Source organism: Hymenobacter glacialis, assembly GCF_001816165.1.
In the GTDB taxonomy this organism is placed as follows: Bacteria; Bacteroidota; Bacteroidia; order Cytophagales; family Hymenobacteraceae; genus Hymenobacter; species Hymenobacter glacialis.
This window is the reverse complement of sequence record NZ_MDZC01000068.1, coordinates 188,334-211,396: the sequence shown is the minus strand read 5'-3', so window position 1 is coordinate 211,396 and position 23,063 is coordinate 188,334. Positions and strand designations below refer to the sequence as shown.

At 62.4% G+C, this 23,063-nt stretch carries 19 protein-coding genes; 12 read left to right on the top strand and 7 right to left on the bottom strand.

The window, feature by feature from the left end; translation table 11 throughout:
* Position 1: 1 nt before the first annotated feature.
* Positions 2-3,103, bottom strand: coding sequence for an amidohydrolase family protein (locus tag BEN48_RS11190; protein WP_070734881.1), 3,102 nt, complete (start codon positions 3,101-3,103; stop codon positions 2-4).
* 176 nt (positions 3,104-3,279) lie between these two features.
* Here BEN48_RS11190 and BEN48_RS11185 point away from each other — a divergent pair, with 176 nt between their 5' ends.
* Positions 3,280-3,489 (top strand): hypervirulence associated TUDOR domain-containing protein, encoded by a 210-nt coding sequence (locus BEN48_RS11185; protein ID WP_070734879.1) that lies wholly within the window; start codon positions 3,280-3,282, stop codon positions 3,487-3,489.
* Here BEN48_RS11185 and BEN48_RS11180 read toward each other — a convergent pair.
* Both BEN48_RS11180 and BEN48_RS11175 read right to left on the bottom strand, forming a co-directional pair.
* A complete protein-coding gene (locus BEN48_RS11180; protein WP_070734877.1) occupies positions 3,486-4,025 on the bottom strand; it encodes a hypothetical protein in 540 nt (179 codons plus the stop codon). The two genes, BEN48_RS11185 and BEN48_RS11180, sit on opposite strands and share 4 nt — an antisense overlap.
* A 67-nt stretch (positions 4,026-4,092) precedes the next feature.
* On the bottom strand, positions 4,093-4,626 hold the full coding sequence (locus BEN48_RS11175) for a hypothetical protein (RefSeq protein ID WP_070734876.1): 534 nt from the start codon (positions 4,624-4,626) through the stop codon (positions 4,093-4,095).
* 223 nt (positions 4,627-4,849) lie between these two features.
* On the opposite strand from BEN48_RS11175, the gene BEN48_RS11170 reads away from it, so the two are divergent.
* Positions 4,850-6,382 carry a carbon-nitrogen hydrolase family protein gene (locus BEN48_RS11170; protein ID WP_070734874.1) on the top strand — a complete coding sequence of 511 codons (1,533 nt, stop codon included), beginning with the start codon at positions 4,850-4,852 and terminating at the stop codon, positions 6,380-6,382.
* Between the two features lie 247 nt (positions 6,383-6,629).
* Here the strand turns inward: BEN48_RS11170 and BEN48_RS11165 are convergent, their stop codons facing one another.
* A complete protein-coding gene (locus BEN48_RS11165) occupies positions 6,630-8,210 on the bottom strand; it encodes an amino acid permease (RefSeq protein ID WP_070734872.1) in 1,581 nt (526 codons plus the stop codon).
* Positions 8,211-8,747: 537 nt separating this feature from the next.
* Between BEN48_RS11165 and BEN48_RS11160 the strand changes: the two genes are divergently transcribed.
* The 6 genes from BEN48_RS11160 to BEN48_RS11140 all read left to right on the top strand — a co-directional run bounded on the left by BEN48_RS11160 (position 8,748) and on the right by BEN48_RS11140 (position 16,072).
* Positions 8,748-9,185, top strand: coding sequence for a hypothetical protein (locus BEN48_RS11160; protein ID WP_070734870.1), 438 nt, complete (start codon positions 8,748-8,750; stop codon positions 9,183-9,185).
* Positions 9,186-9,342: 157 nt separating this feature from the next.
* A complete protein-coding gene (locus tag BEN48_RS11155; protein WP_083320985.1) occupies positions 9,343-10,722 on the top strand; it encodes an MBL fold metallo-hydrolase in 1,380 nt (459 codons plus the stop codon).
* A 75-nt stretch (positions 10,723-10,797) separates the two neighbouring features.
* Complete coding sequence (locus BEN48_RS18775; protein ID WP_125932594.1) at positions 10,798-11,301, top strand: hypothetical protein; 504 nt, start codon at positions 10,798-10,800, stop codon at positions 11,299-11,301.
* A gap of 126 nt (positions 11,302-11,427) precedes the next feature.
* Positions 11,428-12,666: an exonuclease subunit SbcD gene (gene sbcD, locus BEN48_RS11150; RefSeq protein ID WP_070734868.1), complete on the top strand. Its 1,239-nt coding sequence runs from the start codon at positions 11,428-11,430 to the stop codon at positions 12,664-12,666.
* A complete protein-coding gene (locus BEN48_RS11145) occupies positions 12,663-14,366 on the top strand; it encodes an AAA family ATPase (RefSeq protein WP_070734865.1) in 1,704 nt (567 codons plus the stop codon). The genes sbcD and BEN48_RS11145 overlap by 4 nt, the downstream gene beginning before the upstream one ends.
* Positions 14,312-16,072 (top strand): SbcC/MukB-like Walker B domain-containing protein, encoded by a 1,761-nt coding sequence (locus BEN48_RS11140; RefSeq protein ID WP_125932593.1) that lies wholly within the window; start codon positions 14,312-14,314, stop codon positions 16,070-16,072. The genes BEN48_RS11145 and BEN48_RS11140 overlap by 55 nt, the downstream gene beginning before the upstream one ends.
* A gap of 19 nt (positions 16,073-16,091) precedes the next feature.
* On the opposite strand, the gene BEN48_RS11135 is transcribed toward BEN48_RS11140, so the two are convergent.
* Together BEN48_RS11135 and BEN48_RS11130 are read right to left on the bottom strand one after the other, a co-directional pair.
* Positions 16,092-17,156: a DUF6687 family protein gene (locus tag BEN48_RS11135; RefSeq protein WP_070734862.1), complete on the bottom strand. Its 1,065-nt coding sequence runs from the start codon at positions 17,154-17,156 to the stop codon at positions 16,092-16,094.
* A gap of 61 nt (positions 17,157-17,217) precedes the next feature.
* Complete coding sequence (locus tag BEN48_RS11130; RefSeq protein WP_241502248.1) at positions 17,218-17,547, bottom strand: HNH endonuclease; 330 nt, start codon at positions 17,545-17,547, stop codon at positions 17,218-17,220.
* A gap of 290 nt (positions 17,548-17,837) precedes the next feature.
* Here BEN48_RS11130 and BEN48_RS11125 point away from each other — a divergent pair, with 290 nt between their 5' ends.
* The 4 genes from BEN48_RS11125 (at position 17,838) to BEN48_RS11110 (ending at position 21,982) form a co-directional block, all read left to right on the top strand.
* Complete coding sequence (locus BEN48_RS11125; RefSeq protein WP_070734860.1) at positions 17,838-18,167, top strand: hypothetical protein; 330 nt, start codon at positions 17,838-17,840, stop codon at positions 18,165-18,167.
* A gap of 143 nt (positions 18,168-18,310) precedes the next feature.
* Positions 18,311-18,622, top strand: coding sequence for a thioredoxin (gene trxA, locus BEN48_RS11120; protein WP_083320984.1), 312 nt, complete (start codon positions 18,311-18,313; stop codon positions 18,620-18,622).
* A 103-nt stretch (positions 18,623-18,725) separates the two neighbouring features.
* The gene (locus tag BEN48_RS11115; RefSeq protein ID WP_083320983.1) at positions 18,726-21,086 is read left to right on the top strand and encodes a TonB-dependent receptor; all 2,361 of its coding nucleotides are present in this window, start codon (positions 18,726-18,728) and stop codon (positions 21,084-21,086) included.
* Complete coding sequence (locus BEN48_RS11110) at positions 21,086-21,982, top strand: DUF4249 domain-containing protein (protein ID WP_070734855.1); 897 nt, start codon at positions 21,086-21,088, stop codon at positions 21,980-21,982. Before BEN48_RS11115 ends, BEN48_RS11110 begins: the two co-directional genes overlap by 1 nt.
* Positions 21,983-22,121: 139 nt before the next feature.
* Here the strand turns inward: BEN48_RS11110 and BEN48_RS11105 are convergent, their stop codons facing one another.
* Positions 22,122-22,943, bottom strand: coding sequence for a purine-nucleoside phosphorylase (locus tag BEN48_RS11105; RefSeq protein WP_070734853.1), 822 nt, complete (start codon positions 22,941-22,943; stop codon positions 22,122-22,124).
* Positions 22,944-23,063: the final 120 nt, after the last annotated feature.

Sequence of the window (23,063 nt, the reverse complement as noted above, 5' to 3'; positions counted from 1 at the left end):
TCTATTTAGCTAGTTCTTTTTCCTGGCCCATGGTATCGCAATGCCACAGACCCTGGGGCTTGTCGGAGGCGGCCTGGGTGGCCGCCCCGCCCTTTTTGGCCAGCAGCATGGCCTGCACAATGCGCTGCCGCTCCTTCTGGATGTCGGCGCGCAGGGCCGCGTCGGCGGTGAGGCTGAACATCTCGCGGCCGTCCACAAACGTGTACTCGGGCTTGGCATAAATGCTCAGGGGATTGTCGGTCCAGAGCACCACGTCGGCGTCCTTGCCTTCTTTAATGGAGCCCATGTTGGCATCCAAGTGCAGCATTTTGGCCGGGTTAATGGTCACCAGGCGCAGGGCTTCGGCTTCGGTGAGGCCGCCGTATTTCACGGTTTTGGCGGCTTCCTGGTTCAGGCGGCGGCTCATTTCGGCGTCGTCGGAGTTGATGGCCACGTTCACCCCGGCGCGCGTCATGATGGCGGCATTGTAGGGAATGGCGTCGCGCACCTCGTTTTTATACGCCCACCAGTCCGAGAACGTGCTGGCATTGGCACCGTGGGCTTTCATTTTATCGGCCACCTTGTAGCCTTCCAGAATGTGCGTAAAGGTGTTTACCTTGAAGCCCATGCGGTCGGCCACGCTCAAGAGCATGTTGATTTCGCTCTGCACGTAGCTGTGGCAGGTAATGAAGCGCTGCCGGTTCAGGATTTCCACCAGCGCGTCCAATTCCAGGTCGCGGCGCGGGCCTTCGGTGGTTTTCTGCTTGCCCTTGCCCAGCTTGTTGTAGGCAGCCATCTCCTTTTCGTACTCCTTGGCGCGGCTGAAAGCATCCACAAACACCTGCTCGGTGCCCATGCGCGTCTGCGGGAAGCGCAGCACGTTCTGCTCACCCCAGTTGCTCTGCTTCACGTTTTCGCCCAGGGCAAACTTGATGAAGCCCGGCGCCCCGGCAATTTTCATGTCCTCGGGCGTGGCTCCCCAGCGCATCTTAATCAGCGCCGACTGCCCGCCGATGGGATTGGCCGAGCCGTGCAGCAATTGCGCGGCCACCACCCCGCCGGCCAGGTCGCGGTAGATGCCCACGTCCTCGTTGTCGACCACGTCGCTCACGCGCACCTCGCTGGTCACGGCCTGGGTGCCTTCGTTCACGCCGCCGGCCACGGCAATGTGGGAGTGCTCGTCGATAATACCCGGCGACAAGTGCTTGCCCGTGCCATCAATGGTACGGCCGCCTTTGGGCAGCGCCAGGTTCTTGCCAATTTTCGATATTTTGCCGTTTATCAGCAGCACGTCGGTATTTTCCAGGTTGCCGGCAGCCTCGCTGGTCCATACCGTGGCGTTTTTGATGAGCGTGGGCTCCTGGCCCGGCATGGCGCTGCGGCCATAGGCTGCGAAGGGAAAAATGAGGCTGCCCACCACCGGGACGGGCTTGGCCTTGGCCGAGTCGCGCTTGGCAATCCGGGTGGCTTCTTCCAGGCGGGCGGCGCGCCACTTCACGGGCGTGCCGTCGGCCAGCAGGCCATCGCCCTGAAACACGCGGCCCTCCTGGGTATAGTAACCGCTCAGGCGCACGGAGCCGGCGGGAAGGGTTGAGTTGTCGGGCGCAGCCTTAGGAGCCTTGCCCTTTTGCTTGTCTTTGGGGTTGAAGACCACCGTGGCGAGGTCGCTGCTCACGGTCAGGCTGCCTTTGATGGTGTCGCCCGCGGTGGGCACTATTTTCAGTTCCGGGGCTTCGGGCTTGCCCTGAATCAGGAACCGGCCTTCGGGCTGGTCGCCTATTTTGAGGGTGTACACGCCGCGGTAGTCGGCGGGCACGGTGCTCAACTGGTAGCGTTCGCCCTGCACCCAGTTGTCGAGCAGCACGTTGTCGTCGGCCAGGAAGCGGGCCGAGCACACCACGAAGTTGGCTTCCATGCCCGGCCGCAGGGCGCCGATGCGGTCCTGGGCCCGGAGCAGGCGCGCGGGCGTTTCGGTGAGGGCGCGCAGGGCGGCGGTTTCGGTGAGGCCGTAGGTGGCGGCTTTGCGCAGGTTGGGCAGAAACTTCTTTTTGTCCTTGAGGTCGGCGGCGGTGAGGGCGAAGGGCACGCCAGCCTGGCTGAGGCGGGCGGGGTTGGCGGGCGCCATCTCCCAGTGCTTCAGGTCTTCGAGCGGAATGCGCAGGGCGTCATACACGTCCTCCACGTTGTAGGCATCGGGGAAGTTGAGGGCCAGCACGAAGGTGGCCCCGGTGGCTTTCAGGTCGTTGAGGCGCTGGTATTCGTCGCCGCGTCCCTTGATAATGTACTGCTGGCCGGCCTCGTCGCCCACCTTATCGGCCCGCAGGGCCGAGAGCTTGTCGCTCACCTGAAAGATGGCCGGCAGGGCTTTTTGCTGCGTGAGGGCCTGCAGCGACAGGTTCTGCTCGCGGCGGGGAGCGCGCTGGTTCCACTGCGCGTCGAGGTAGGTTTGGCGCAGCAGTGCGATGCTGCCCATCAGCGAGCTGGGGTAATCCTGGGTGCTGGTGCCTTTGTCGAACGACAAGCCCGTGGCGGCCTTTTCCAGCAGCATCACCTCGTTTTCGCGGCGGTTGGTGTTCAGGCTAACCAGGGCGCCTGTGCCGCGCATGATGCCGTCGGCTTGCTGGGTGAGCACTGCTCCGAAGCCCAGGGCCCGGTAAGCAGTGGCCTGGTCGTTGTTTACCTTGAACATTTCGGCCGCGTTCACTTCGGGGTGCACGGCCTGGTTCCAGTTGTAGGCCCCCGTTTTCTGGCTGTCGAACTGGGGGCCCTGGCGGCGGCCCTGGCGCTCGGGCGCCTTGGTTTCGGGTACGCCGTAGCTGGTGTACACGTCCACAAAGCCGGGGTAGATGAACTTGCCGCGCACGTCCTGCACCACCGCGCCCGCCGGAATCTTTACGGCGCCCGCCGGGCCGGCAGCCACCACTTTGCCATCTCGAATAACCAGCGTGGCGTCGTTAATCTGGGTTTTGTAGTCGGTGAACAGCGTGGCATGGGTGAAGGCGAATACGCCCGGGCGCTGGTCGGCCACGCCATTGCGCGGGTAGGTGCCGGGCTGCGCGGCCACCCCGTGGCCCAGCAGCGCCAGCAAGGCCGCCAAGGGCAGCTGCTGAGTAGAAATTTTCATGAAACAACGAGAAAGCACGCCTGGAGAATGCACAATGAAACGGGCGCCTTCGCCCTGCTGCCGTCAAATGTAGGGCCACGGGCCACGGCCCGGCAACAGTTCCCTACAAATACCAGTAATAATGTGGTAACGAATTGTACAATCCGGCTTATCCCCTTCCTCCTCCCCTGCTTCCCATGCGCAAAGGCACCAAAGTCACCTGGAAATACGGCACCGGCACGGCCACTGGCAAAATCGAGTCCATGCACAAAGAGCCCATTGCCCGCACCATCAAAGGCTCCGAGATTCACCGCAATGGCTCGGCCGACGACCCCGCGCTGGTCATCGTGCAGGAGAATGGCGACAAAGTGCTCAAGCTCCAGAGCGAAGTGAAAGCGGCGAGCTAGCGGCGCAAGTAAATGCCTCTGCCGTCGCCGGCCCCGTCATCGGCCACGGGCGTACCGTTTAGCACCGCACGCCGGCGCAGGTTGCTTCCGCAACTGCAGCAGCCCTTCCCAGGCGGCTGGCTCGCCATGTCAATGCTGCTGAGGTCGTAGTTGCGGCCGGCATTGGGCAGCACAAACCGATAATTGAAGGCGGCATAGGCCAAAGCGGGCTGTACGCCGGTGGCACCCGGAACGGGTAGGGTCTGCAAGTTCACGACACAGAAAAGATTGGAGTCGCACAGCCCGTTCCGCACCGTATCGAGCGGTGTGATAAAGCCGGGCTGGGCATAGCGCACAACGTAGGCCCCCGCCACCTCGGCGTTGGTGAACCCACCGCGCTGGGGGTCGGTGTCGATGCGTACCGATAAGTTTTCCGTGAGCGTACAGGGGGCGCAGGTGTAATCCGCGCATTTATCGCCGCAGCCTGCAAGGGCTACACTCCCAGCAGCCAACACTCCAATGTATCCCAGGCGGGTGAAAAGAGCAAAACGGGTCATGATTGTGAACTTAGATGGCACCGCGGGAATTGACTTCGGGGTTGCGTTTCGCACACAAATGTATCCGCTACCGACGCAGCACGGTGTAGGCAGCGCCCCCTTCGGCTATTACCGGATTGCCGTTGAGCACAAAGCGCCGCCGGATGTTAAACGGGCAGCCGCAACAGCCACTCCCGGCCCCAGTTGCCACTTCCAGCTCGCTGATGCTGTAGCTGCGGCTGGCATTGGGCAGCACCAGTCGGTAGTTGTAGCTGGTAAACGCCTCCCCGGCGGTCGGCAACGTGGGGTTGGCGGGCCAGCGCAGCGTCTGCAGGCTGATATAGTTGGTGCTGTTGAAGTTGGTACTGGCAAGCACTTGGCGGGCAGTATCCAGGGGCGTTAAAAACCCCGGCCGGACGTAGCGCACCGCATACGCTCCCCTTATTTCGGCGGCTCGGAAACCGCTTTGCAAGCTGTCCTGGTCAAAAGACACCACTACGTCGCTGGCCGAGCCAGCGTCGCAGTCGCACTCAATGCTGCCGCAGCACCCCGCGAGGCCGGCACTCAGAACCAGCAACGGCCAGAGGCTGAGGAATGGCGCGGGCTTACGTGTTTTGTTCATGTGGACGGCATAGTGAGTAATAGTCCAAAACTGACGAACTGGGTTGATTTCGGCGTTTGCGGCTGTTTCTGCGTACCGTAAAGACGCGCCGGCAAATTATTTTTACATGAGCGGGCTCTAAAACCTGTCGGCTGACGCTCCGCAATCTGGCGTTTTCCGCTCTTGCGGCGCGGCCGCAATTTTAACGCGGGCGCAGCCATGAATACCCAAGATAACCACTTTTATGAATGAACTGACTGAGATTCGCCACCTGCAAAAAACCGACGCCGAAGCCATCAAAAACGCCATGCTACTGGCCTACCCGCGCCTGGCCTCCTATTGGCCGGAGGCACAGCTGAACAAGTTGGTAGACCTGTTTCCCGAGGGCCAGTTTGTGGTGACGGTGAACGGCGAAGTGGTGGCCGCTGCCTTTGCCCTCATCGTCGACCACGACCAGTTCGAAGAAGACCACACGTTTCAGCAGGTAACGGGCGACTACACCTTCAGCACTCACCAGCCCACCGCCGACACGCTCTACGGCATTGAGGTATTTGTGGTGCCGGCCATGCGCGGGCGGCGGCTGGCGCGCCGCCTCTACGAGGCTCGCAAGGAACTTTGCGAACGCCTGAACCTGCGCTCCATCACCTTCGGGGCGCGCATTCCGGGCTACCACGAGTACCAGGAAACGCTCACGCCCAAGCAGTACGTGCAGAAGGTAAAGGACCGCGAAATAATGGACCCTTCGCTGAATTTTCAGCTTTCCAACGACTTCCATCCGGTGCGCGTGCTGCGCAATTACCTGCCCTCTGACAAGGCCAGTGGCAGCTACGCCCTGCTCATGGAGTGGGACAACATGATGTACGACACCCGCCCGGTGCAGCCCATTGCCCAGAAAACGCAGGTGCGCCTCGGCCTCGTGCAGTGGCAGATGCGCCTCTACAGTGGCGTGGAAGACCTGCTGCAACAGGTAGAATACTTCGTGGATGCGCTGGCCGCCTACCGCGCCGACTTTGCGCTGTTTCCCGAGCTGTTTCACGGCCCGCTGATGGCCGATGCCAACGAGCTGTCCGAGATTGATGCCATTCGCAAGCTGAGCCAGTTTTCGGACGCCATTCTGACGCGCTTCACCGAGTTGGCCGTGAAATACCACATCAACATCATCACCGGCTCGATGCCCGTGATGGATGAAGCCGGCAAGCTGATGAACGTGGGCTACCTGTGCCGCCGCAACGGCAGCACCGAGCGCTACGAGAAAATTCACGTTACGCCCAACGAGGCCAAGTACTGGGGCCTCACCGGCGGCAACAAACTCCAGACCTTCGACACCGATTCGGGCCGCATCGGCATCCTTATCTGCTACGATTCGGAGTTTCCCGAGCTGGCCCGGCTCCTGGCCGACCAGGGCATGGACATTCTGTTCGTGCCCTTCCTCACCGACACGCAGACGGCCTACTCCCGCGTGCGGCACTGCGCCCAGGCACGGGCCATTGAGAACGAATGCTACGTGGCCATTGCCGGTTCGGTGGGCAACCTACCCAGGGTGAAGAACATGGACATTCAGTACGCGCAGTCGGCCGTGCTCACGCCCTGCGACTTCGCCTTCCCCACTACCGGCGTAAAAAGCGAAGCCACCCCCAACACCGAGATGATTCTGGTGACCGACGTGGACCTGTCCATTCTCGACCGCCTGCGCACCCAGGGCAGCGTGCAAAACCTGCGCAGCCGCCGCCACGACATGTACAAGCTCAGCGCATCGGAGCTCATGCCCAAGCATTGATGTATCCGAAGCTGTTTAGAGAATCTGAAAACCATTAGAACGTCATGCTGAGCTTGCCGAAGCATCTCTACCGCTTCGTATAAGCCATTCAACGAAGCGGTAGAGATGCTTCGGCAAGCTCAGCATGACGTTCTGGTGGGTTGATTATTTTCCAAACGACTTCCCTGATTGCTTCTCAACAAAAAACCCCGCCGGACATATCCGGCGGGGTTTTTTGTTGCTAGATAAGCAGTTCCTTGCGGGCTCCTTACAGGTTGTCCTTGTCAGGGTCGATGAAGGCTTGCTCGTCCATCTCTGTGGGCACTACCACAATGCCCTTCTGGAGCAGCGAGTTGCGCTTGCCGTAGAGGAAGTACACGAAGAAGCCCAGAAGCATCCAGCCGGCGGCTACTTCCAGCGTGGCAGCGTCGAGGCCAATGATAAGGCCCGAGCACACGAGCGCGCCCATGAAGGGCACCAGCGGGAAGCTGGCCGAGGAGAGCGGCGCGCGGAACGGACGCGGCTGGTCGGGGTCCGACTTGCGCATCACCCACACGCCAATGCTCACCAGCACGAAGGCCAGCAGCGTACCGAACGAGGTCAGGTCACCGGCCAGGTTGCCGGGCACGAAGGCCGCGAACAAGCCCACGAACACCATCAGCATCAGGTTCGACTTGTAGGGGGTGTTGAAGCGGGGGTGCAGCGCCGAGAAGGCTTTGGGCATCAGCCCGTCCTTGGCCATCGAGAAGAACACCCGGCTCTGGCCCATGAGCATCACCAGCATTACCGAAGTGAAGCCCAGCAGAATGCCAACCGTCACGGCGGTGCCCAGCCACTCGTAGCCTTTCATGTGCGTCACAATAGCGTAGGTCACCGAAGCTTCGCCGCCCACGGCGGGGTCGGCAAACTCGCGCCAGTTGGCCACACCCGTCAGCACGTGGCCGAAGAGAATGTACAGCACCGTGCAAAGGGCCAGCGAGCCCAGAATGCCGATGGGCATGTCGCGCTTGGGGTTCTTGGCTTCCTGTGCAGCCGTACTCACGGCATCGAATCCGATGAAGGCAAAGAATACGATGCCCGCGCCGCCCAGCACACCGCCCCAGCCGTGCTTGTTCCAGCCTTCGTAGGTGCGTACCACCTCACCGGCGGCGTTTTTCACCACGGCATCGGCCGGAATGAGGTAGGGCTCGTGGTTGGCGGGGTTCACAAACTGCCAGCCCACGCCAATGAATACGATAACGATGAGCACCTTCAGCACCACGATAACGGCGTTGAACATGGCCGATTCCTGGGTGCCTTTCACCAGCAACAAGCTCAGCGCTATGATGATAAGCAGCGCCGGCAGGTTGATGATGCCGTGTTCGGCCACGCCGTTGATTACGGCGCGCTCGAAGGGGGAGTGGCTGAAACTATAGGGTATACTCGTCCCAAACGTCTCCAGGAGCTTGTTGAGGTACTCGCTCCAGGCAATGGACACGGTGGCCGCGCCCAGCGCGTATTCCATGATAAGCGCCCAGCCAATAATCCAGGCCACCAACTCGCCCATGGTGGTGTAGGCGTAGGTGTAGGCCGAGCCGGCAATGGGAATCATGGCGGCGAACTCGGCGTAGCACAGGCCCGCGAACACGCAGCCAAAAGCGGCCAGAATGAAGGCGAGCGTCACGCCCGGCCCCGAAGCTTGCGCGGCGGCGGCGGCGGTGCGTACAAACAGGCCCGCCCCGATGATGGCGCCCACGCCCAGGGCCACGAGGTTGCCCGCGCCCAGCGTCCGCTTCAGCGTGCCGTGCCCGGTGGAGTTGGCCTCGCCCAGTAGCACGGCCAATGGTTTTTTGGCGAAAATACTTGCCATTTGTTAGGGTTAATGAAAGAAGAAGTGTGAAATAAAAAGAACTTAACAATGGAACCGCCGAGTGCTTCTGTCCTCAAAAATTGCGGGCAATGGCAGCGACGGGCCCGAAATATAGGCAGCAAATTCGCTCCCATCCGGTTTGTACCTGTTCAGCTTCTCCCCCGGCGCGGCTGCCACCTTGTTAAACTCAGGCACTTTGGCCGCATCCAAGCCCGCAATTCCTTCACTCCTCTTCTCTTTTCCTTACAAAAAAAAATTCCTGTGCGCTCGCGGCCACAAGGTCCGCGAGCCGCACAAGGTTTGCCCAAAGACCTTGACCTGTGTCCCGACCCGGTGCGGGAGCGCTGCGCCGGGGTTGAAGAGAATAACCAGCCCATTCTATAGATAATACCCTCCCCTTTGTCGAGGCTTTCGGGCAGCCAATAGCCTCGCCGCAATGCTGGCACAGCACTTGCAAACACCCCAGCAAGTGAGCAACGAAGCACTTTCGCGCTCCACCCCCCTTCTCAACAAGTTGTATTATTTCTTCCCCACCCTATGAAAAAGACCCTCATGCTGCTCGCGGCCCTGGCCTTCACCACCGCCGGCACCAGCTTCGCCCAAACCACCACGCCCGCCGCCGCCAGGCAGTACAAAGCCAGAACCTCAAATGCCGCTAAAACGCCTGCCCAAAAAGCCGACCGCCACGCCGCCAAAATGGCCAAGGAACTAGGCCTGACCGCCGACCAGGAAGCCCGCGTAGAGCAGCTTCTGGTGGCCCGCCAACAGGAATCGGCCGCATTCAAGGCCAAGTACGGCACCGACAAGAAAGCCGGCCGCAGCGAGAAGCAGGCCGCCCACGGCCGCTACGAAAGCCAGCTCAAGGCCATCCTGACTGCCGACCAGTACGCTAAGCTGGGCCAGCTGAAGGCGGAACGCCGCAGCAACGCCAAGTTGAAAGACGGCGGCAAAATGAAGGCAAAAATCAAAGCGTAATCGCCGATTAGCACTCGTACCGTAGGGGCCTCAGCCAGATTTGGCTGGGGCTTTTTGCGTTTAGCAGCCAGCCGAACGCATTTTGCCTTTGCCCGGCCTGCTTGCTTATATTTGGCCTAAACACCCGGCTGTCTGTTTAGCCACTACTTCCCTTCCCATGCCACCCCTCCCCAGTAGCACGGCCTCGGCCGTGCAAATCCAGCAGTTTTACGACAAGGGCCTGGCACACGCCAGTTACGCCGTGCGCTGCGGCCGCCAGGTCGCCATCATCGACCCGGCCCGCGACCCGCAGCCCTACTACGATTTTGCCGACGAGCACGAGGCCGACATCGTGGCCGTGATTGAGACGCACTTGCACGCCGATTTCGTGTCGTCGCACCTGGAAATTGCTCAGGAAACCGAGGCCACCATCTACTGCAGCGAGCTGCTGGGCGCCAGGTACCCCCACAAAACGTTTGATGACGGCGACCGCATCAGCCTGGGCACTGTGGAGCTGCACGCCATCAACACGCCCGGCCATTCGCCCGACAGCATCAGCATTCTGCTCCTGGACGAGCTGGCCCAGAGCCGCGCCGTGTTTACCGGCGACGCCCTTTTTGTGGGCGACGTGGGCCGGCCCGACCTGCGCGAGGACGAGGCCGTGGGCGGCCACCAGCGCCAGGAGCTGGCCGCCCAGCTCTATCGCAGCACCCGCAACAAGCTCATGACCCTGCCCGGCACCACGCGGGTGTACCCCGCCCACGGCCCCGGCAGCCTCTGCGGCAAAACCACCAGCACCGACCTCGACAGCACCATTGCCAGGGAGCTGAAAACCAACTACGCCCTGCAGCCCATGTCGCAGGAGGAGTTCGTCAAAGTGCTGCTCGAAGACCAGCCCTTCGTGCCCAAGTACTTCGGCCACAACGTGCAGCTCAACCGCCAGGGCGTCCCCGGTTTCGAAGACAGCATCCGGGCGGTGCCCCACCCCGGCAGCAACGCCGCCCTAGAGCCCGGCGTGCTGATAATTGATACCCGCCCCGCCGCGCAGTTCCGGGCCGGCCACCTGCCCGGCGCCCTCAACCTGCAGGACGGCGGCAAGTTCGAGACCTGGCTGGGTTCCATCATAGGCCCTGCCGAGCCGTTTTACTTACTATCCGACTCCCAAATTGGTTTGGACGCGGTGGTGCGTAAAGCCGCCAAAATCGGCTACGAGGGCAACATCAAAGGCGCCTTGCTGGCCCCGTTGGTGCTGCCCAACACTTCCCCCGCCGTGGACGTGGCCCAGGTGCGCCAGCACCCCGAAGCCTTCACCATTGTGGACATCCGCAACCGCGCCGAGGCCAAAACCCCGGTCTTTGAAAACGCCCTGCTCATCCCGCTGCCCGAGCTGCGGGAGCGCGCCCACGAAATACCTACTGATAAACCCGTCTTGATTCATTGCGCCAGCGGCTACCGCTCGGCGGCCGGGGCCAGCATTGTGCAGCAGGCCCTGCCTGGCGTGGACGTGCTGGATTTGGGCGAGGCCATTGCGGAGTTTCAGGGACAGGAGGTGCATTAACATTATGTATTCCAAGTTTTTTTGTTTGGAATCGCAGTATAAGAAATTGATTGACACATTAGCTTGACAAGAGAAATGAAGAAAACCAAACTTGCTCTCTCAAGTCTTTTGATAGCCCTGATGGCATTCCTTTTTCTAAATTTATTTCTGAATCTTTTCGTAGGCGAAATCAATTGGGAAAAAACTTTATCAACAGCTTATCGCCCTGTGGACCATAACATGCAACTTGTTTCAACGGAATGGGCAGACTTAAAAACCCCTAAAAGCTGGAGAAACATTACGGTTAACTCAACTTGTCCTGGATATGTTGGTGCCCTGTGGACAGGAAACGAGTTTATAAATTACGAATACGGCATGTTTGCACCTGATTTAAGAAACCATGCCTCCACTGAGCAAATCAAACTCGACACTCTTGCTGGGCACCTCGTTTATTCCGTGACGCAAGATGAGGTAACCGGTTTTTACATTCCACCTCAAGGGGAAATGACTTCCAGTCTCACCCTTTACCCTTCCAAAGCCGGGTATCAACGGAGCGACAGCCTGAGGGCACTCCTTGGCAGGTTAAAATACAAGAAATAACTACTTACACTACTTGTAATTTGATGGTTAAATAGGGCTTTTTGGTATTTTCAAATATTTTGGCGCACCTGCCGGCGCTTTCCCCATTTCCCACCGCCTGGGTATCTTTGAGATTATCTCTACCCTATGCGCATTCTACACACCGCCGACTGGCACCTCGGGCAGCGCTTCATTAGCGGGCACGAGCGCACCGACGAGCACCGCCATTTCCTGACCTGGCTGGTGGCCACCGTGCGCGAGCAGGCCGTGGAAGTGCTGGTCATTGCCGGCGACGTGTTCGACAGCGGCTCGCCCGCCAACCAGGCGCTGGAGCTGTACTACGATTTCCTGCTGCAAATGCAGGGCACCGCCTGCCGCGACATCGTGGTGGTGGGCGGCAACCACGACTCGCCCGCGACCCTCAACGCTCCGGCGCGGCTGCTGCGCCACCTGCGGGTGCACGTGGTGGGCTGCGTGCCCGACTGCTTCGACGACCAGGTGCTGGTGCTGAACGATGCCGCCGGCCAGCCCGGCCTGGTGGTGTGCGCCGTGCCCTTCCTGCGCGACCGCGACGTGCGCCTGTCTGTGCCCGGCGAAACGGCCGAGGAGCGCGAAGCCCGCCTCAAGCAAGGCATCGCCGACCACTACGCCCGCATCGCGGAGGTGGAGCACGTGTGGCAGCTCAAGGCGCAGGGCCTGCCCGTGCTGGCCACCGGCCACCTGTATGCCGCCGGGGCCGCGCCCTCCGATTCGGAGCGCACCATTCACGTGGGCAACCTGGGCCAGGTCACGGCCGAGCATTTCCCGGAAGTGTTTGATTACGTGGCACTGGGGCACCTGCACCGGCCGCAGCGCGTGGGCGGGCGCGAGCACATCCGCTACTCCGGCTCGCCCATTGCGCTGTCTTTTTCCGAAATAGACCACGGCAAGGAAGTGCTGCTGCTGGATTTTGCAGCCGGCAAGCTGGCCGCGCTCACGGCCCTGCCGGTGCCGGGCACCCGCCGGCTGCTGCGTTTCCACGGCGGGCTGGAGGAAGTGGTGGCCCTGCTGGTGGCTTACGACAACACTGGCTACCTGCTCCCCGCCTGGGTCGACGTGGAAGTGCGCTCCGAGCGCACCCAGCTGGAAGTAGCCGAGGCGCTGCTCGCCGTCATTCAGGCCCTAGACCGCCAGCAGGTGGAGGTGCTGGCCCGCCGCCACCTGCGCCTGGTGCAGCTGCGCCCGCTGGGCGAGCCGGGCGAAGGCGACGAGCCCCTCACCCCCAGCCTGCACGACTTCACCGAGCGCCAGGTGTTTGCCCAGCGCCTGGAAAGCGAGCCCGAAGCCGGGCGCGCGGAACTACTGGCCGCCTTTGATGAATTGTTGGAAGGAATGCCCCACGCATGAAGATTCTCCGCGTCCGTTTCTGTAATCTGAACTCGCTGCGCGGCGAGCACGAGGTTGACTTTGGCACCAGCCCGCTTTCCGACGCCGGCCTCTTTGCCATTACCGGACCCACGGGCGCCGGCAAAACCACCATCCTCGACGCCATCACGCTGGCGCTCTACGGCCAGGTGCCGCGCCACGACGGCAGCGGCCCCGAGCAGGTGATGAGCCACGGCACCGGCGAAAGCTGGGCCGAAGTAGAGTTCCAGGCCAGCGGCAAGGTGTACCGCGCCAAGTGGGGCCAGCACCGCGGCCGCCGCCGCCCCGAAAACCCCTTGCAGGACTCCAAAATGGAGCTCAGCGAGCAGGTGTTCGTGGATGGCGAAGCCACTTGGCCGTTTCTGGAAAATCTTAAGTCGCGCGTGCCGGCCAAAGTAGCCGAGCTGAGCGGCCTGGAGTACCGGCAGTTTCTGCGCTCGGTGCTGCTGGCCCAGGGCGAGTTCACGAAGTTCCTGAAGTCCTCGGCCGGCGAGCGGGCCCAGCTGCTGGAAAAACTGACCGACACCCGCAAGTATTCCGACATCTCCAAAGCCGCTTACGAGCGCGCCAAGCTGGAAACGCTGCGCGTGGAAACGCTGCGCTCCGGCCTGGCCGGCGTGGTGCTGCTGGGCCCCGAGGAAGTAGCCGAACTGGAAGCCGACGTGCAGGAGCTGGGCCGCCACCTGCAGGCTGCCACCGCCGCGCAGCAGCGCCTGGCCGAAGCCCAGGCCTGGCGCCGCCGCCTGGAGGAGCTGGCCGGGCAGCAGCAGCGCAGCCAGTCGCGCCTGCACGAGCTCAGTTCCGAAGCCGAAACCCTCACGCCGGTGCGACAGCGCGTGGCCCGGCACGAGCAGGCCCTCCCCTTCCAGACGCCCTGGGCCCTGCTGCGTCAGGCCGACGAGCAGCACCAGAAATTGGGCATCGAGACTGAAAGACTGCGCCTGCATCTGCCGCAGCTGCAAACGGCGCTGACCGCCGCCCGCGCCGCCCGCGCCACCGCCGCCACGGCTCGCGACACGGCCGTGGCCACCCAAAAAGAGCAGGAACCCCGGCTGCGCGAAGCCGAAAAGCTGGACGTGCAGGTGCAGGCCGCTGGCCAGCAGCTGAAGAAAGACAAAGAGGAATACGACAATAAAAACAAACGCTGCAAGCAGCTGAAAGCGGCCATTGACACCGCCAGTGCCCGGTTGCTCGACCTACGGCGGCAAAGCGGTCAGGTAGCGGAGTGGCTCACCCTGCACCTGCACCTGGAGGAGCTGGGCGACACCCTGCCCACCGTGGCCGCCAACCTGCAGGACTGGGAGCACCTGCGCGCTGAGCTGGGCCAGCTGCTCCGCGCCGAAGCCTCGCTGCAGGGCCGCCTGACGGCTGCCGAAGCAGCCGCCACCCAGGGCCAGGCCGATGCCGCCACCGCCACCCAGGCCCTGGTGGCGGCCAACGCGCAGCAGCAAACCGCCGCCAGCAGCCGCGACCAGTGGCTCACGCGCCTGCAAGCCCACGAAAAAACCCTGCGCCACCAGCACACCGACCTGGAGCGGGCCCACGCCGACCTGCGCCGCCTCCTGCAAACGCAGCACCTTATTCTGACGCACGAAGAAGCCCGCCAGCACCTGACCGCGGGCGACCCGTGTCCGCTGTGCGCGCGCTGGAGCACCCCTTCGCGGCCGGGGAGCTGGGCGTGAGCAGCGAATCGGTGCGAGCCGACGAGGCCCGCGAGGCGGAGCTGGGCCAGCGCGTGCACGCCCTCAACACGCGGCTCAACCACCTGCTCACCTTTGGCGAATTGCTGACCAGCAACGGCGCCCAGCCCCACCCTGTCCCGTTGCCACCGCTGAGCGAGGCCGAGGAAGCCACCGTGCCAACGAAAGTGCGGGCGCTGGTGCAGCAGCTGCGCGGCCTGCAACAGCAGCAAAGCCAGCTGGACATAACGCTGACCAAAGCCCAAAGCCGGGCGCAGCAGGCCACCGACCAGCAGCGCGAACTGGTCCGGGAGCTGGCCAAAGTGCGCGGCGACTTGGCCGATGCCCGGGAGCGGGAGCCGCTGGTGCGCGACCAGCTGGCCAGCCTGAGCAGCAGCTTTGGCCTGACCTTCAGCGGCGAAAACGGCCCCGAGCTGATGAAACAGCTCAAGGATTCGGGCGCGGAGTACCAACGCCAGAAAGCAACCCAGGCCACCGCCGAAAAAGAGGCCGGCACCATAGCGGCCGTGCTACAGCAGCAGGAGGACGAACGGGACGAGCTGCACAAATGGCTGCAAAACCGTAAAACCACCCTGCTCGCCCAGCACCAGGCCATGCAGGCCCAGCAGCAGGAGCGCCAGCAGCTTTTTGCCGGCCCCGACGTGGCCGCAACCCGCACCGAGCTTGCCGGCGCGCTTGAGCGCGCCGAGCACCAACTCCTGCAAGCCGACCAGGAACTCCAGAAGCACGAAACGGCCCTGGTGAACACCGAAAGCCAGCTGAAGCAGCGCGAACAGGACACCGCCCAGCACGCCGAAACCCGCGACACGCGCTACGCCGCTCTGGTGGCCGAGCTGCGCACCGCCGGCCTGCCGCCCGCTCCCACCGCCCTGGCCGAGCGCCTGCTGCCCGACGACGTGGCCCAGCGCCTCACCCAGCAGCTCACCCGGCACGACCAGGCCGTGGCCGCCGCCCAGCACGCCCTTACCGAAACCGCCCAGCAGCTCCAGACCGAAGAAGGCCGCGCCCTCACGCCCGAGCCCCTGGCCGCTATTGCCGAGCAGCTGGCCGCCCACGCCAGCCAGCTGGCCCACCTCAACCAGCAGCTGGGGCAGCGGCAGGAGCGCCTCCACAGCCACCGCAACGGCCTGGAACGCCACGCGGCGCTGGCCACCGAGCTCGACAAGCAGCAGCAGGAAGCGCGCCGCTGGCGCCAGCTGGCCGAAGTCATCGGCTCGGCCGATGGCAAGAAGTTCAGCGAGTTTGCCCAGGGCCTGACCCTGGCGCGCCTTGTGGACCTGGCCAACCGCCACCTCACCCGCCTCACCGACCGCTACCGCATCCTGCGCAACCCCAACGAGCACCTCGACCTACTCATTCTTGATGAGTACCAGGCCAGCAGCTCCCGCTCCATGAACTCCCTTTCGGGCGGCGAAAGCTTCCTAGTAAGTCTGGCGCTGGCCCTGGGCCTGAGCGAGCTGGCCGGCCGCAAGACGCAAATCGACACGCTGTTCATCGACGAAGGCTTCGGCACCCTCGACCCCGAAGCGCTGGACGTGGCCCTCACGGCGCTGGAAATGCTGCAGGGCACCGGCAAAACCATCGGCATCATCTCCCACGTGGAGGCGCTGAAGGAGCGGGTGAGTACCCAAATCAACGTGCGCAAAGGCGCGGGCGGCGTCAGCTCAATTCGGGTGGTTGGGTTGTAACGCGGGCTCCAATCCCACACTATTGGCTGGCGGCTTTTACTTCGGCCCAGGTCCAGTAGCTTTTGGGCTTGATGTGGGCGTAACCCTGCTGGAAAAAGGCCAGCACCTCCTGCTCGAATATTTCGGGCGGAATGGATGATGAGTAAATAGGCCGGCCGTCAGGGTCGGCGTAACGCTGGGCTTTGCTGAGCTTGCGCGGGCCGCTGAGGCGCAGCAGTGGGCCAGTGTCGGTTATGCCGTCGGCGGCCCAGGTCTGGGCGTTGGTTTCCAGCTCATTCAAGCGTGCTACCAGCGGCGCCAGGGACAGGCGCGGCAGCGTAGGGCGGCTGGCCAGGTCAATCCAGGTGGTGTATTTGTACTCCAGCTCGTAGCGGTTTCCATCGTAAAGGGCCAGCACGATATCGGACCCCGCCGTAGCACCGAAAAGCGCATAATACGGCACGGGCTGCGGCGTATTAACCACCGCTAGGCCTATTGCGGGGTAGGTCCGGTGCTGGCTCCGCGGCCCCTGCACCACTACCGTAGCGGCCTGCTTCACCCGCTCGAATTCGGGTAGCCATAGCGGCCGGCCTGCCGCAGGATTGTCCAGCACGGCGGCGAAGCGCGGGAGAAACCACTCAAACTTTTCGGCGGAGGCCTCGTCCTCGCGCCGTCGGCGCAAGGGCGCACCGAAGGGCTCGTAGAAGCGGGCCTTTTCTTCGGCGTTCAGCCAGCACACCAGTTGCAGCGCATGGTCGGCCAGCGGGTGCGACCAGTTTATTTCCCGAAAATCGCCCAATACAGCCACCAGACGCAGCAATTCTTCGTGGTGCAGCGCCAATTCGGGATGCAGCAGGCTCCACACCCCAACGAAGCCGTCGATGTCGAAGTGGTTGGCCGTGACGGCCGCTGCCGACAGGCCGGGCGTGGCGGGCTGGTGCAAGGCACGCAGCGCCGAGCCGGCGCTGGTGTCATCGCGCAGCAGCACCGGCGTGGCAGCCCCGCGCCAATGCGCCAGGGTGAGGGCGGCGCCATTGCCCACGCTATCGACCACAATGGTGGGCTGCTGCCGAAGCTGCGCGAAGGGCACGAAATAGCGGTTCATGCAGCAAAGCTGGGGTATAAATCCGGTTCGGGCAGCGCCCGGCGGTGGGGCGGCTGCTCCCCTAGCGCCGGCCCCGCCGGTTGCTGATGCGCTCCACGCGCTGCTTGCGAATCCAGCGCAGGTAGGTTTGGAGCTCCTCGGCGGCGCGCAGGGCCTCTACCGACGCGTAGCGACGGGCCAGGTCGCGGTTGCTTAGGAAGCGGTGCACGCTGCTGTGGCAGGGCTGGCATAAGTCTACCACGGGGCCGTGGTGGCCGCCTTCTTCGCGCGGCACCAAGTGGTGGCGGGAAGTAGACTGCACCTCGCGCTCGCAGAGGCCGCAACGGATTTCTGCGGCGACCGATGAATTGGATGGTGGCCAGGTGGCCGGCAGCGAACGACGCCTGGGCATAGCGCAGCTAAGGGCAGATTTGGAGAAAATATTTTATTGAATTTAAACACCATTGCGCCGCGCTAAGTTGCGCATTAATTTTAAGCAACCTATCTTGGCAGGTAATATGCTTATTGGTATTTCTTTACCGGGCCTGACACGGCACTAATTTCATTCCTGTTTCACTTATGACAACACCCCTACCCCCTTTTTCAACACCAAAGCACACTACTTTGGTTGGCCGTCTGGCGGGAGCCCTGGTAGTATTATTACTAGTTGCTGCAGGACCTTCGGCGAAAGCTCAAACGTGGATGGTGAGCACTACTGCGCAGGTAAAGCTGGGCATTCTGGACAAGTACGGGCAGCTTGGGCCTTACACGGCCACCTTTGTGGTGCACAACGAGCGCACCGGCAAAGACTACCTTTTGATAAAGGAGCTGGGCCCCGGCCAGATGGGAGTTGATGTGATGTTTCCCTCCGACCCCTCTGACCCCAACTACTTCAAAAGCGCTAGCGGCGAAGCTGCTTCGGCCACGCCGGGGCGCTACACCTGGGAGTGCCTGGTGAAGGGTGTGAAAGCCGTTGGCGGCCGGTTTGATTTGCCCGAAGTGGGCAATGACATCACGATAATCACCAGATAAGCACCGCCATAACTTCGGTTATTCGCGTTAAAACGAAAAAAGCCTGGCCGTGCGCCCGGCTTTTTTCGTTTAGGTGCGGTACCGGCCCGATTGGGCGCGCGGCGCTTTTGGCCGCTGGTGGTTTCACTTTCTTCTGTTTCGTCGTGCCTCGTAAGTCCTTCCCCGAACTCATCAACAGCCCCGGCATGCCCGTGCTGGTTGACTTTTACGCCACCTGGTGTGGCCCCTGCAAAACCATGGCGCCCATTCTGGAGCAGGTGGCCACCCAGCACGGGGGCAAGCTGCGGGTTATCAAGATTGACGTGGACCGCAACGCGGCCGTGGCCCAGCAATACCGCGTGCAGAGCATCCCAACGCTGATTCTGTTCCACCAGGGGCAGCCGGTGTGGCGGCAGGCGGGCGTGGTGCCGGCAGCCCAGATTGCGCAGGCCCTGCAGCCCTACGTGGGGAAATAACCAGCCCCGGCGGCGGCGTTTTCCAGACAGGAGCAGTCAAACTATCTGCGGGGTTCGGGCGTTGGGTACGGCAACCCCTCCGTATACTTCCCGATTGCCCCCTATGCTTTTTAGTTCTGCTGCGCGTTGTCTGCTATTGGTGGTGTTGGTGGTGTGCGTGGCCGGCTTCTGGGGGTCTGTTTGGTCCCAGGAGGGCCCGCGCTATACCATCAGCGGGACGGTGCGCGGTGATAAGGGGGAAGCGCTGCCTGGCGCCAGCGTGGCGGTGCCGGCCCTCAGCACGGGCACCGCGGCCGACTCGCTAGGCCATTTTGCCCTGCCCCTGCCAGCGGGAAGGCACCAGCTGGTGGTGGCCTTTGTGGGCTACCAGCAACTCACCCGCGAGCTGAACCTGACCCGAAACCAACGGCTGAACCTCGCGCTGGAAGCCAGTGGCAATGAGCTGGGCGAAGTGGTGGTGCAGGGCACCGTGACGCTGGCCGCCAAGCTCAAATCGACCCAAATGGGCGTGGAGCGACTCACCATCCGGGAGGCCAAGCTGCTGCCGGCGCTTTTCGGGGAGGTCGACATTCTGAAAACGCTGCAGCTCAAACCTGGCGTGCAGAGCGGCGGCGAAGGCACCAGCGGCTTGTTTGTGCGCGGCGGCTCGGCCGACCAGAACCTGGTGCTGATTGACAACGCGCTGGTGTACAACCCCAACCACCTGTTCGGGCTGTTTTCGGTGTTTAACTCCGATGCGGTGCAAAGCGTGGATTTGTACAAGTCGGGGTTTCCGGCGCAGTTTGGCGGGCGGCTCTCGTCGGTGGTGGATGTGAAGATGCGCGAGGGCGACCGGCAAAAAAATGTGGTGACGGGCGGCGTGGGCCTGATTTCGTCGCGCCTCACCTTCGAAGGCCCTATCAACAAGGGCAAGGGCTCGTTCATTGTATCGGGCCGCCGCACCTACTTTGACATCTTCACGCGGGCTCTTAACAAGGCCAACGAGGATACCAAGGACTACAGCCCCATTCCGGACTATTACTTCTACGATTTCAACCTCAAGGCCAATTACACGCTGGGCAAGAAAGACCAGGTGTTCCTGACCGGCTACTTGGGGCGCGACGCCTTTGGGTTCAACAGCCCCGGCGGCTTCGATTTTAAGTTTAACTGGGGCAATGCCATTGGCTCGCTGCGCTGGAACCACACGTTTTCGGACAAGCTCTTTGTGAACACCTCGGTGTCGGTGTCGGACTACAACTACGACCTCACCAACCGATTCGACCAGTTCAGCTTCGGGCTGGGCTCAAACATCACGGACTACAGCGCCCGCACCGATTTTGAGTACACGCCCAACGACCGGCACCTGCTGAAGGCCGGCGCCCAGCTCACCCAGCACCGGTTTGGGGTGGGCCGGCTGGAGGCCAATTCCGGCGATGGCCGCGTTAATTTTGGCTCCGATGTGAGCTACAATGGCCTCGACGGCGCCCTCTATGCCTCCGACAATTACAAGGCCTCCGACAAGCTGCAGCTGGAAGGCGGCCTGCGCCTCACGGGTTTCCAGAGCGGCAGCAACCGCTACGGGGGCCTCGAACCCCGCGGCTCGGCCCGCTACTCGCTCAGCAACAACACGTCGCTGAAGGCCAGCTACGCCATGATGTACCAGTACGTGCACCTGGTGACCAACTCCGGAGCCTCGCTGCCCACCGACATCTGGTACCCCTCGCGGCTGTCGGTGAAGCCGCAACAGTCGCAGCAGGTGAGCACCGGGGCCAGTTTCCTGCTGGGTAAGGGCAAGTACCTGCTCACCAACGAGGTGTACTACAAATGGGGCCGCAACCAGGTGGATTTTCGCGACGGCGCCCAGCTGTTCGTCAACCCCGAGCTGGATACCGAATTCATATTCGGCAAAAGCTGGAGCTACGGCAACGAGCTGTACCTGGAAAAGAAAACCGGCAAAACCACCGGCTGGATAGGTTATACCCTGGCCTGGAGTTGGCGCAATTTCCAGCCCCAGCGCGGCACCAACGGCATCAACAACGGCGAGGACTTCCGCCCCACCTACGACCGCCGCCACAACCTGACCGTGGTGGTGCTGCACCAGCTCAGCCCGCGCCTCAACTTCACGGGGAGCTTCATCTACACGTCGGGCTCGCTCACCACGTTGCCGCTGGGCCGGTTTGGGTTGCAGGATATCCCGGGTTCGCGCACCGGCATCGACCCGCGCCCGGTGCCCATTTACCCCAACCGCAACTCCTACCAGCTCATCCCCTACCACCGCCTCGACCTGGGCGTGGTGTACAAAATAGGGGCGCGGCTCAACCAGGACCTCACCCTGAGCATCTACAACGCCTACAACCGCCGCAACGCCTATTTCGTGTTTTTCGAAGACATTGAGGACGAAAACGACCGCATCACGGGCTTCCAGGCCAAGCAGGTGTCGCTGTTTCCCGTCATTCCTTCCCTGACCTACAATTTCCGGTTTTGATGCTGGCATTAACGGCCTCCCTGCCCACTACTCCTCTTATGCTCCACTTCATCAAATCGGTTGGCTTTGCGATGCTCCTGGCGGGCCTGGCCGGCTGCGGCAGCCTGCAAAACGACATCGACGTGCCGCTGCCCAGCTACTCGGCCGAGCTGGTGGTGGAATGCTACCTGGAGCCCGGCAAAGTGCCCAGCCTGGCCGTCACCACCTCGGTGCCCTACCTGAGCGCTACGCTGCCCCAGGTGCCGCCCGATGTGAAGGTGACCCTCACCCTGCCCGATGGCAAGGCGGTGGCCCTGGAGTTCCGCCCCAACTACGCAGTGTTGTTGGACACCGGCTCGGTCATCAAATTCTACACCCACATCGGGCGCGATACGCTGAAGGCCCGCCCGGGCGACGTGTTCAAGCTCGACGTGCGCGACACCCAAGGCCGCGTGGTGACGGGTACCACCACCATGCTGGCCCTGGTACCCATCGACTCGGTGGAATACAAATTCAACGACAAAACCGGCTCCGAACGCAAGGCCTACTTCCTCACCAACTTCCGCGACCCCAGCACGCCCAACGATGCCTACCGTGTGCAGCTGCACAAAGGAAACCCCGCCAAAGGAGCCCTGCTCAAGCGTCCGGAAACAGACATTTCCCTGGAAGACCAGTTGGTGAACGGCAAACCCGTGGTGGTGGGCACCAGCTACCGCTTCGTGGCCGGTGACACCGTCACGGTCACGCTCTACCACACCGACGCCGCATTTTACCGCTTCCGGCAGTCGGTGCGCGACGCCCGCAGTGCCAATGGCAACCCCTTTGCCCAGCCGGCGGCTATTCTCAGCACGGTACAGGGCGGCGTGGGCATCTTTTCGGTGCTAAGCGCCACCCGAGCCACGAAAGTGGTGAAATGAGCAGCTATGCTGTAGTACATGAAAACCTTATGACAAAAAAACGTCATGCTGAGCCTGTCGAAGCATCTCTACCGCGATAGTAAATCAATTACCTGCGCGGTAGAGATGCTTCGACAGGCTCAGCATGACGGCCATGTGGCTACAGGCCCGCCACCACCGCTTTTACCAGGGCCGTGAGCCGGGGCTCAGCCTGGGCGGCGGCGGCAAAAATATCGGCCAGCACCACGGGCTTGAGGTGGCCGGGCGCGCACAAATCGGTGATGACGGAAACAGCCAGCACCGGCAGGCCCAGCTGGCGCGCGGCAATCACCTCGGGCACCGTGCTCATGCCCACGGCATCGGCTCCGATGGTGCGCAGGTAGCGGTATTCGGCGGGGGTTTCCAGCATGGGGCCGGGCACGCTGGCGTACACGCCGCGCCGGGTGGTGCCAGTGTGGCCCAGGGCCTTGGCGGCGGCTTCGGCGCGGGCCAGCAGGCCGGCATCGTAGGGCGCAAACATGTCGGGGAAGCGCGGGCCCAGCTCGTCCAGGTTGGGGCCGATGAGCGGGTTGGTGGGCTGCAGGTTGATGTGGTCATCAATCAGCATGAGGTCCGCGAGGCGGAAGTCGGGGTTGAGGCCGCCGGCGGCGTTGCTCACCAGAAGCTGCGAAATGCCCAGCAGCTTGAGCACCCGCACGGGCATGGCCACCTGCTGCATGGTGTAGCCCTCGTAGTAGTGGAAACGCCCCTGCAGCACGGCCACTTTCCGGCCTTCCATGCGGCCCAGCAGCAGCCGGCCCGCGTGGCTTTCTACCGTGGAAAGCGGAAAATGCGGAATGTCGGCGTAGTTGATTTCGTACTCTACCTCCACTTCATTGGCCAATGCACCCAGCCCGGTGCCGAGGATGATGCCCGTTTCGGGCTTAAAGTTTTGGGATTGGGTGCGGATGTGGGCGGCGGCGGCCTGGATTTGCTTCAGCATAAATATGAGTTGGGGGAAACGGCTAAAAAGCTGTCATCCTGAGCGCAGCGAAGACCTTATCACCGAAGAACAAGTAAAGTCCAACGGTGATAAGGTCCTTCGCTGCGCTCAGGATGACAG

Bases quoted from the DNA above. Each gene is read 5' to 3' on its own strand.
- BEN48_RS11190 (WP_070734881.1), bottom strand. From the start codon at position 3,103: ATGAAAATTTCTACTCAGCAGCTGCCCTTGGCGGCCTTGCTGGCGCTG.
- BEN48_RS11185 (WP_070734879.1), top strand. From the start codon at position 3,280: ATGCGCAAAGGCACCAAAGTCACCTGGAAATACGGCACCGGCACGGCC.
- BEN48_RS11180 (WP_070734877.1), bottom strand. From the start codon at position 4,025: ATGACCCGTTTTGCTCTTTTCACCCGCCTGGGATACATTGGAGTGTTG.
- BEN48_RS11175 (WP_070734876.1), bottom strand. From the start codon at position 4,626: ATGAACAAAACACGTAAGCCCGCGCCATTCCTCAGCCTCTGGCCGTTG.
- BEN48_RS11170 (WP_070734874.1), top strand. From the start codon at position 4,850: ATGAATGAACTGACTGAGATTCGCCACCTGCAAAAAACCGACGCCGAA.
- BEN48_RS11165 (WP_070734872.1), bottom strand. From the start codon at position 8,210: ATGGCAAGTATTTTCGCCAAAAAACCATTGGCCGTGCTACTGGGCGAG.
- BEN48_RS11160 (WP_070734870.1), top strand. From the start codon at position 8,748: ATGAAAAAGACCCTCATGCTGCTCGCGGCCCTGGCCTTCACCACCGCC.
- BEN48_RS11155 (WP_083320985.1), top strand. From the start codon at position 9,343: ATGCCACCCCTCCCCAGTAGCACGGCCTCGGCCGTGCAAATCCAGCAG.
- BEN48_RS18775 (WP_125932594.1), top strand. From the start codon at position 10,798: ATGAAGAAAACCAAACTTGCTCTCTCAAGTCTTTTGATAGCCCTGATG.
- sbcD (WP_070734868.1), top strand. From the start codon at position 11,428: ATGCGCATTCTACACACCGCCGACTGGCACCTCGGGCAGCGCTTCATT.
- BEN48_RS11145 (WP_070734865.1), top strand. From the start codon at position 12,663: ATGAAGATTCTCCGCGTCCGTTTCTGTAATCTGAACTCGCTGCGCGGC.
- BEN48_RS11135 (WP_070734862.1), bottom strand. From the start codon at position 17,156: ATGAACCGCTATTTCGTGCCCTTCGCGCAGCTTCGGCAGCAGCCCACC.
- BEN48_RS11130 (WP_241502248.1), bottom strand. From the start codon at position 17,547: ATGCCCAGGCGTCGTTCGCTGCCGGCCACCTGGCCACCATCCAATTCA.
- BEN48_RS11125 (WP_070734860.1), top strand. From the start codon at position 17,838: ATGGTGAGCACTACTGCGCAGGTAAAGCTGGGCATTCTGGACAAGTAC.
- BEN48_RS11115 (WP_083320983.1), top strand. From the start codon at position 18,726: ATGCTTTTTAGTTCTGCTGCGCGTTGTCTGCTATTGGTGGTGTTGGTG.
- BEN48_RS11110 (WP_070734855.1), top strand. From the start codon at position 21,086: ATGCTGGCATTAACGGCCTCCCTGCCCACTACTCCTCTTATGCTCCAC.
- BEN48_RS11105 (WP_070734853.1), bottom strand. From the start codon at position 22,943: ATGCTGAAGCAAATCCAGGCCGCCGCCGCCCACATCCGCACCCAATCC.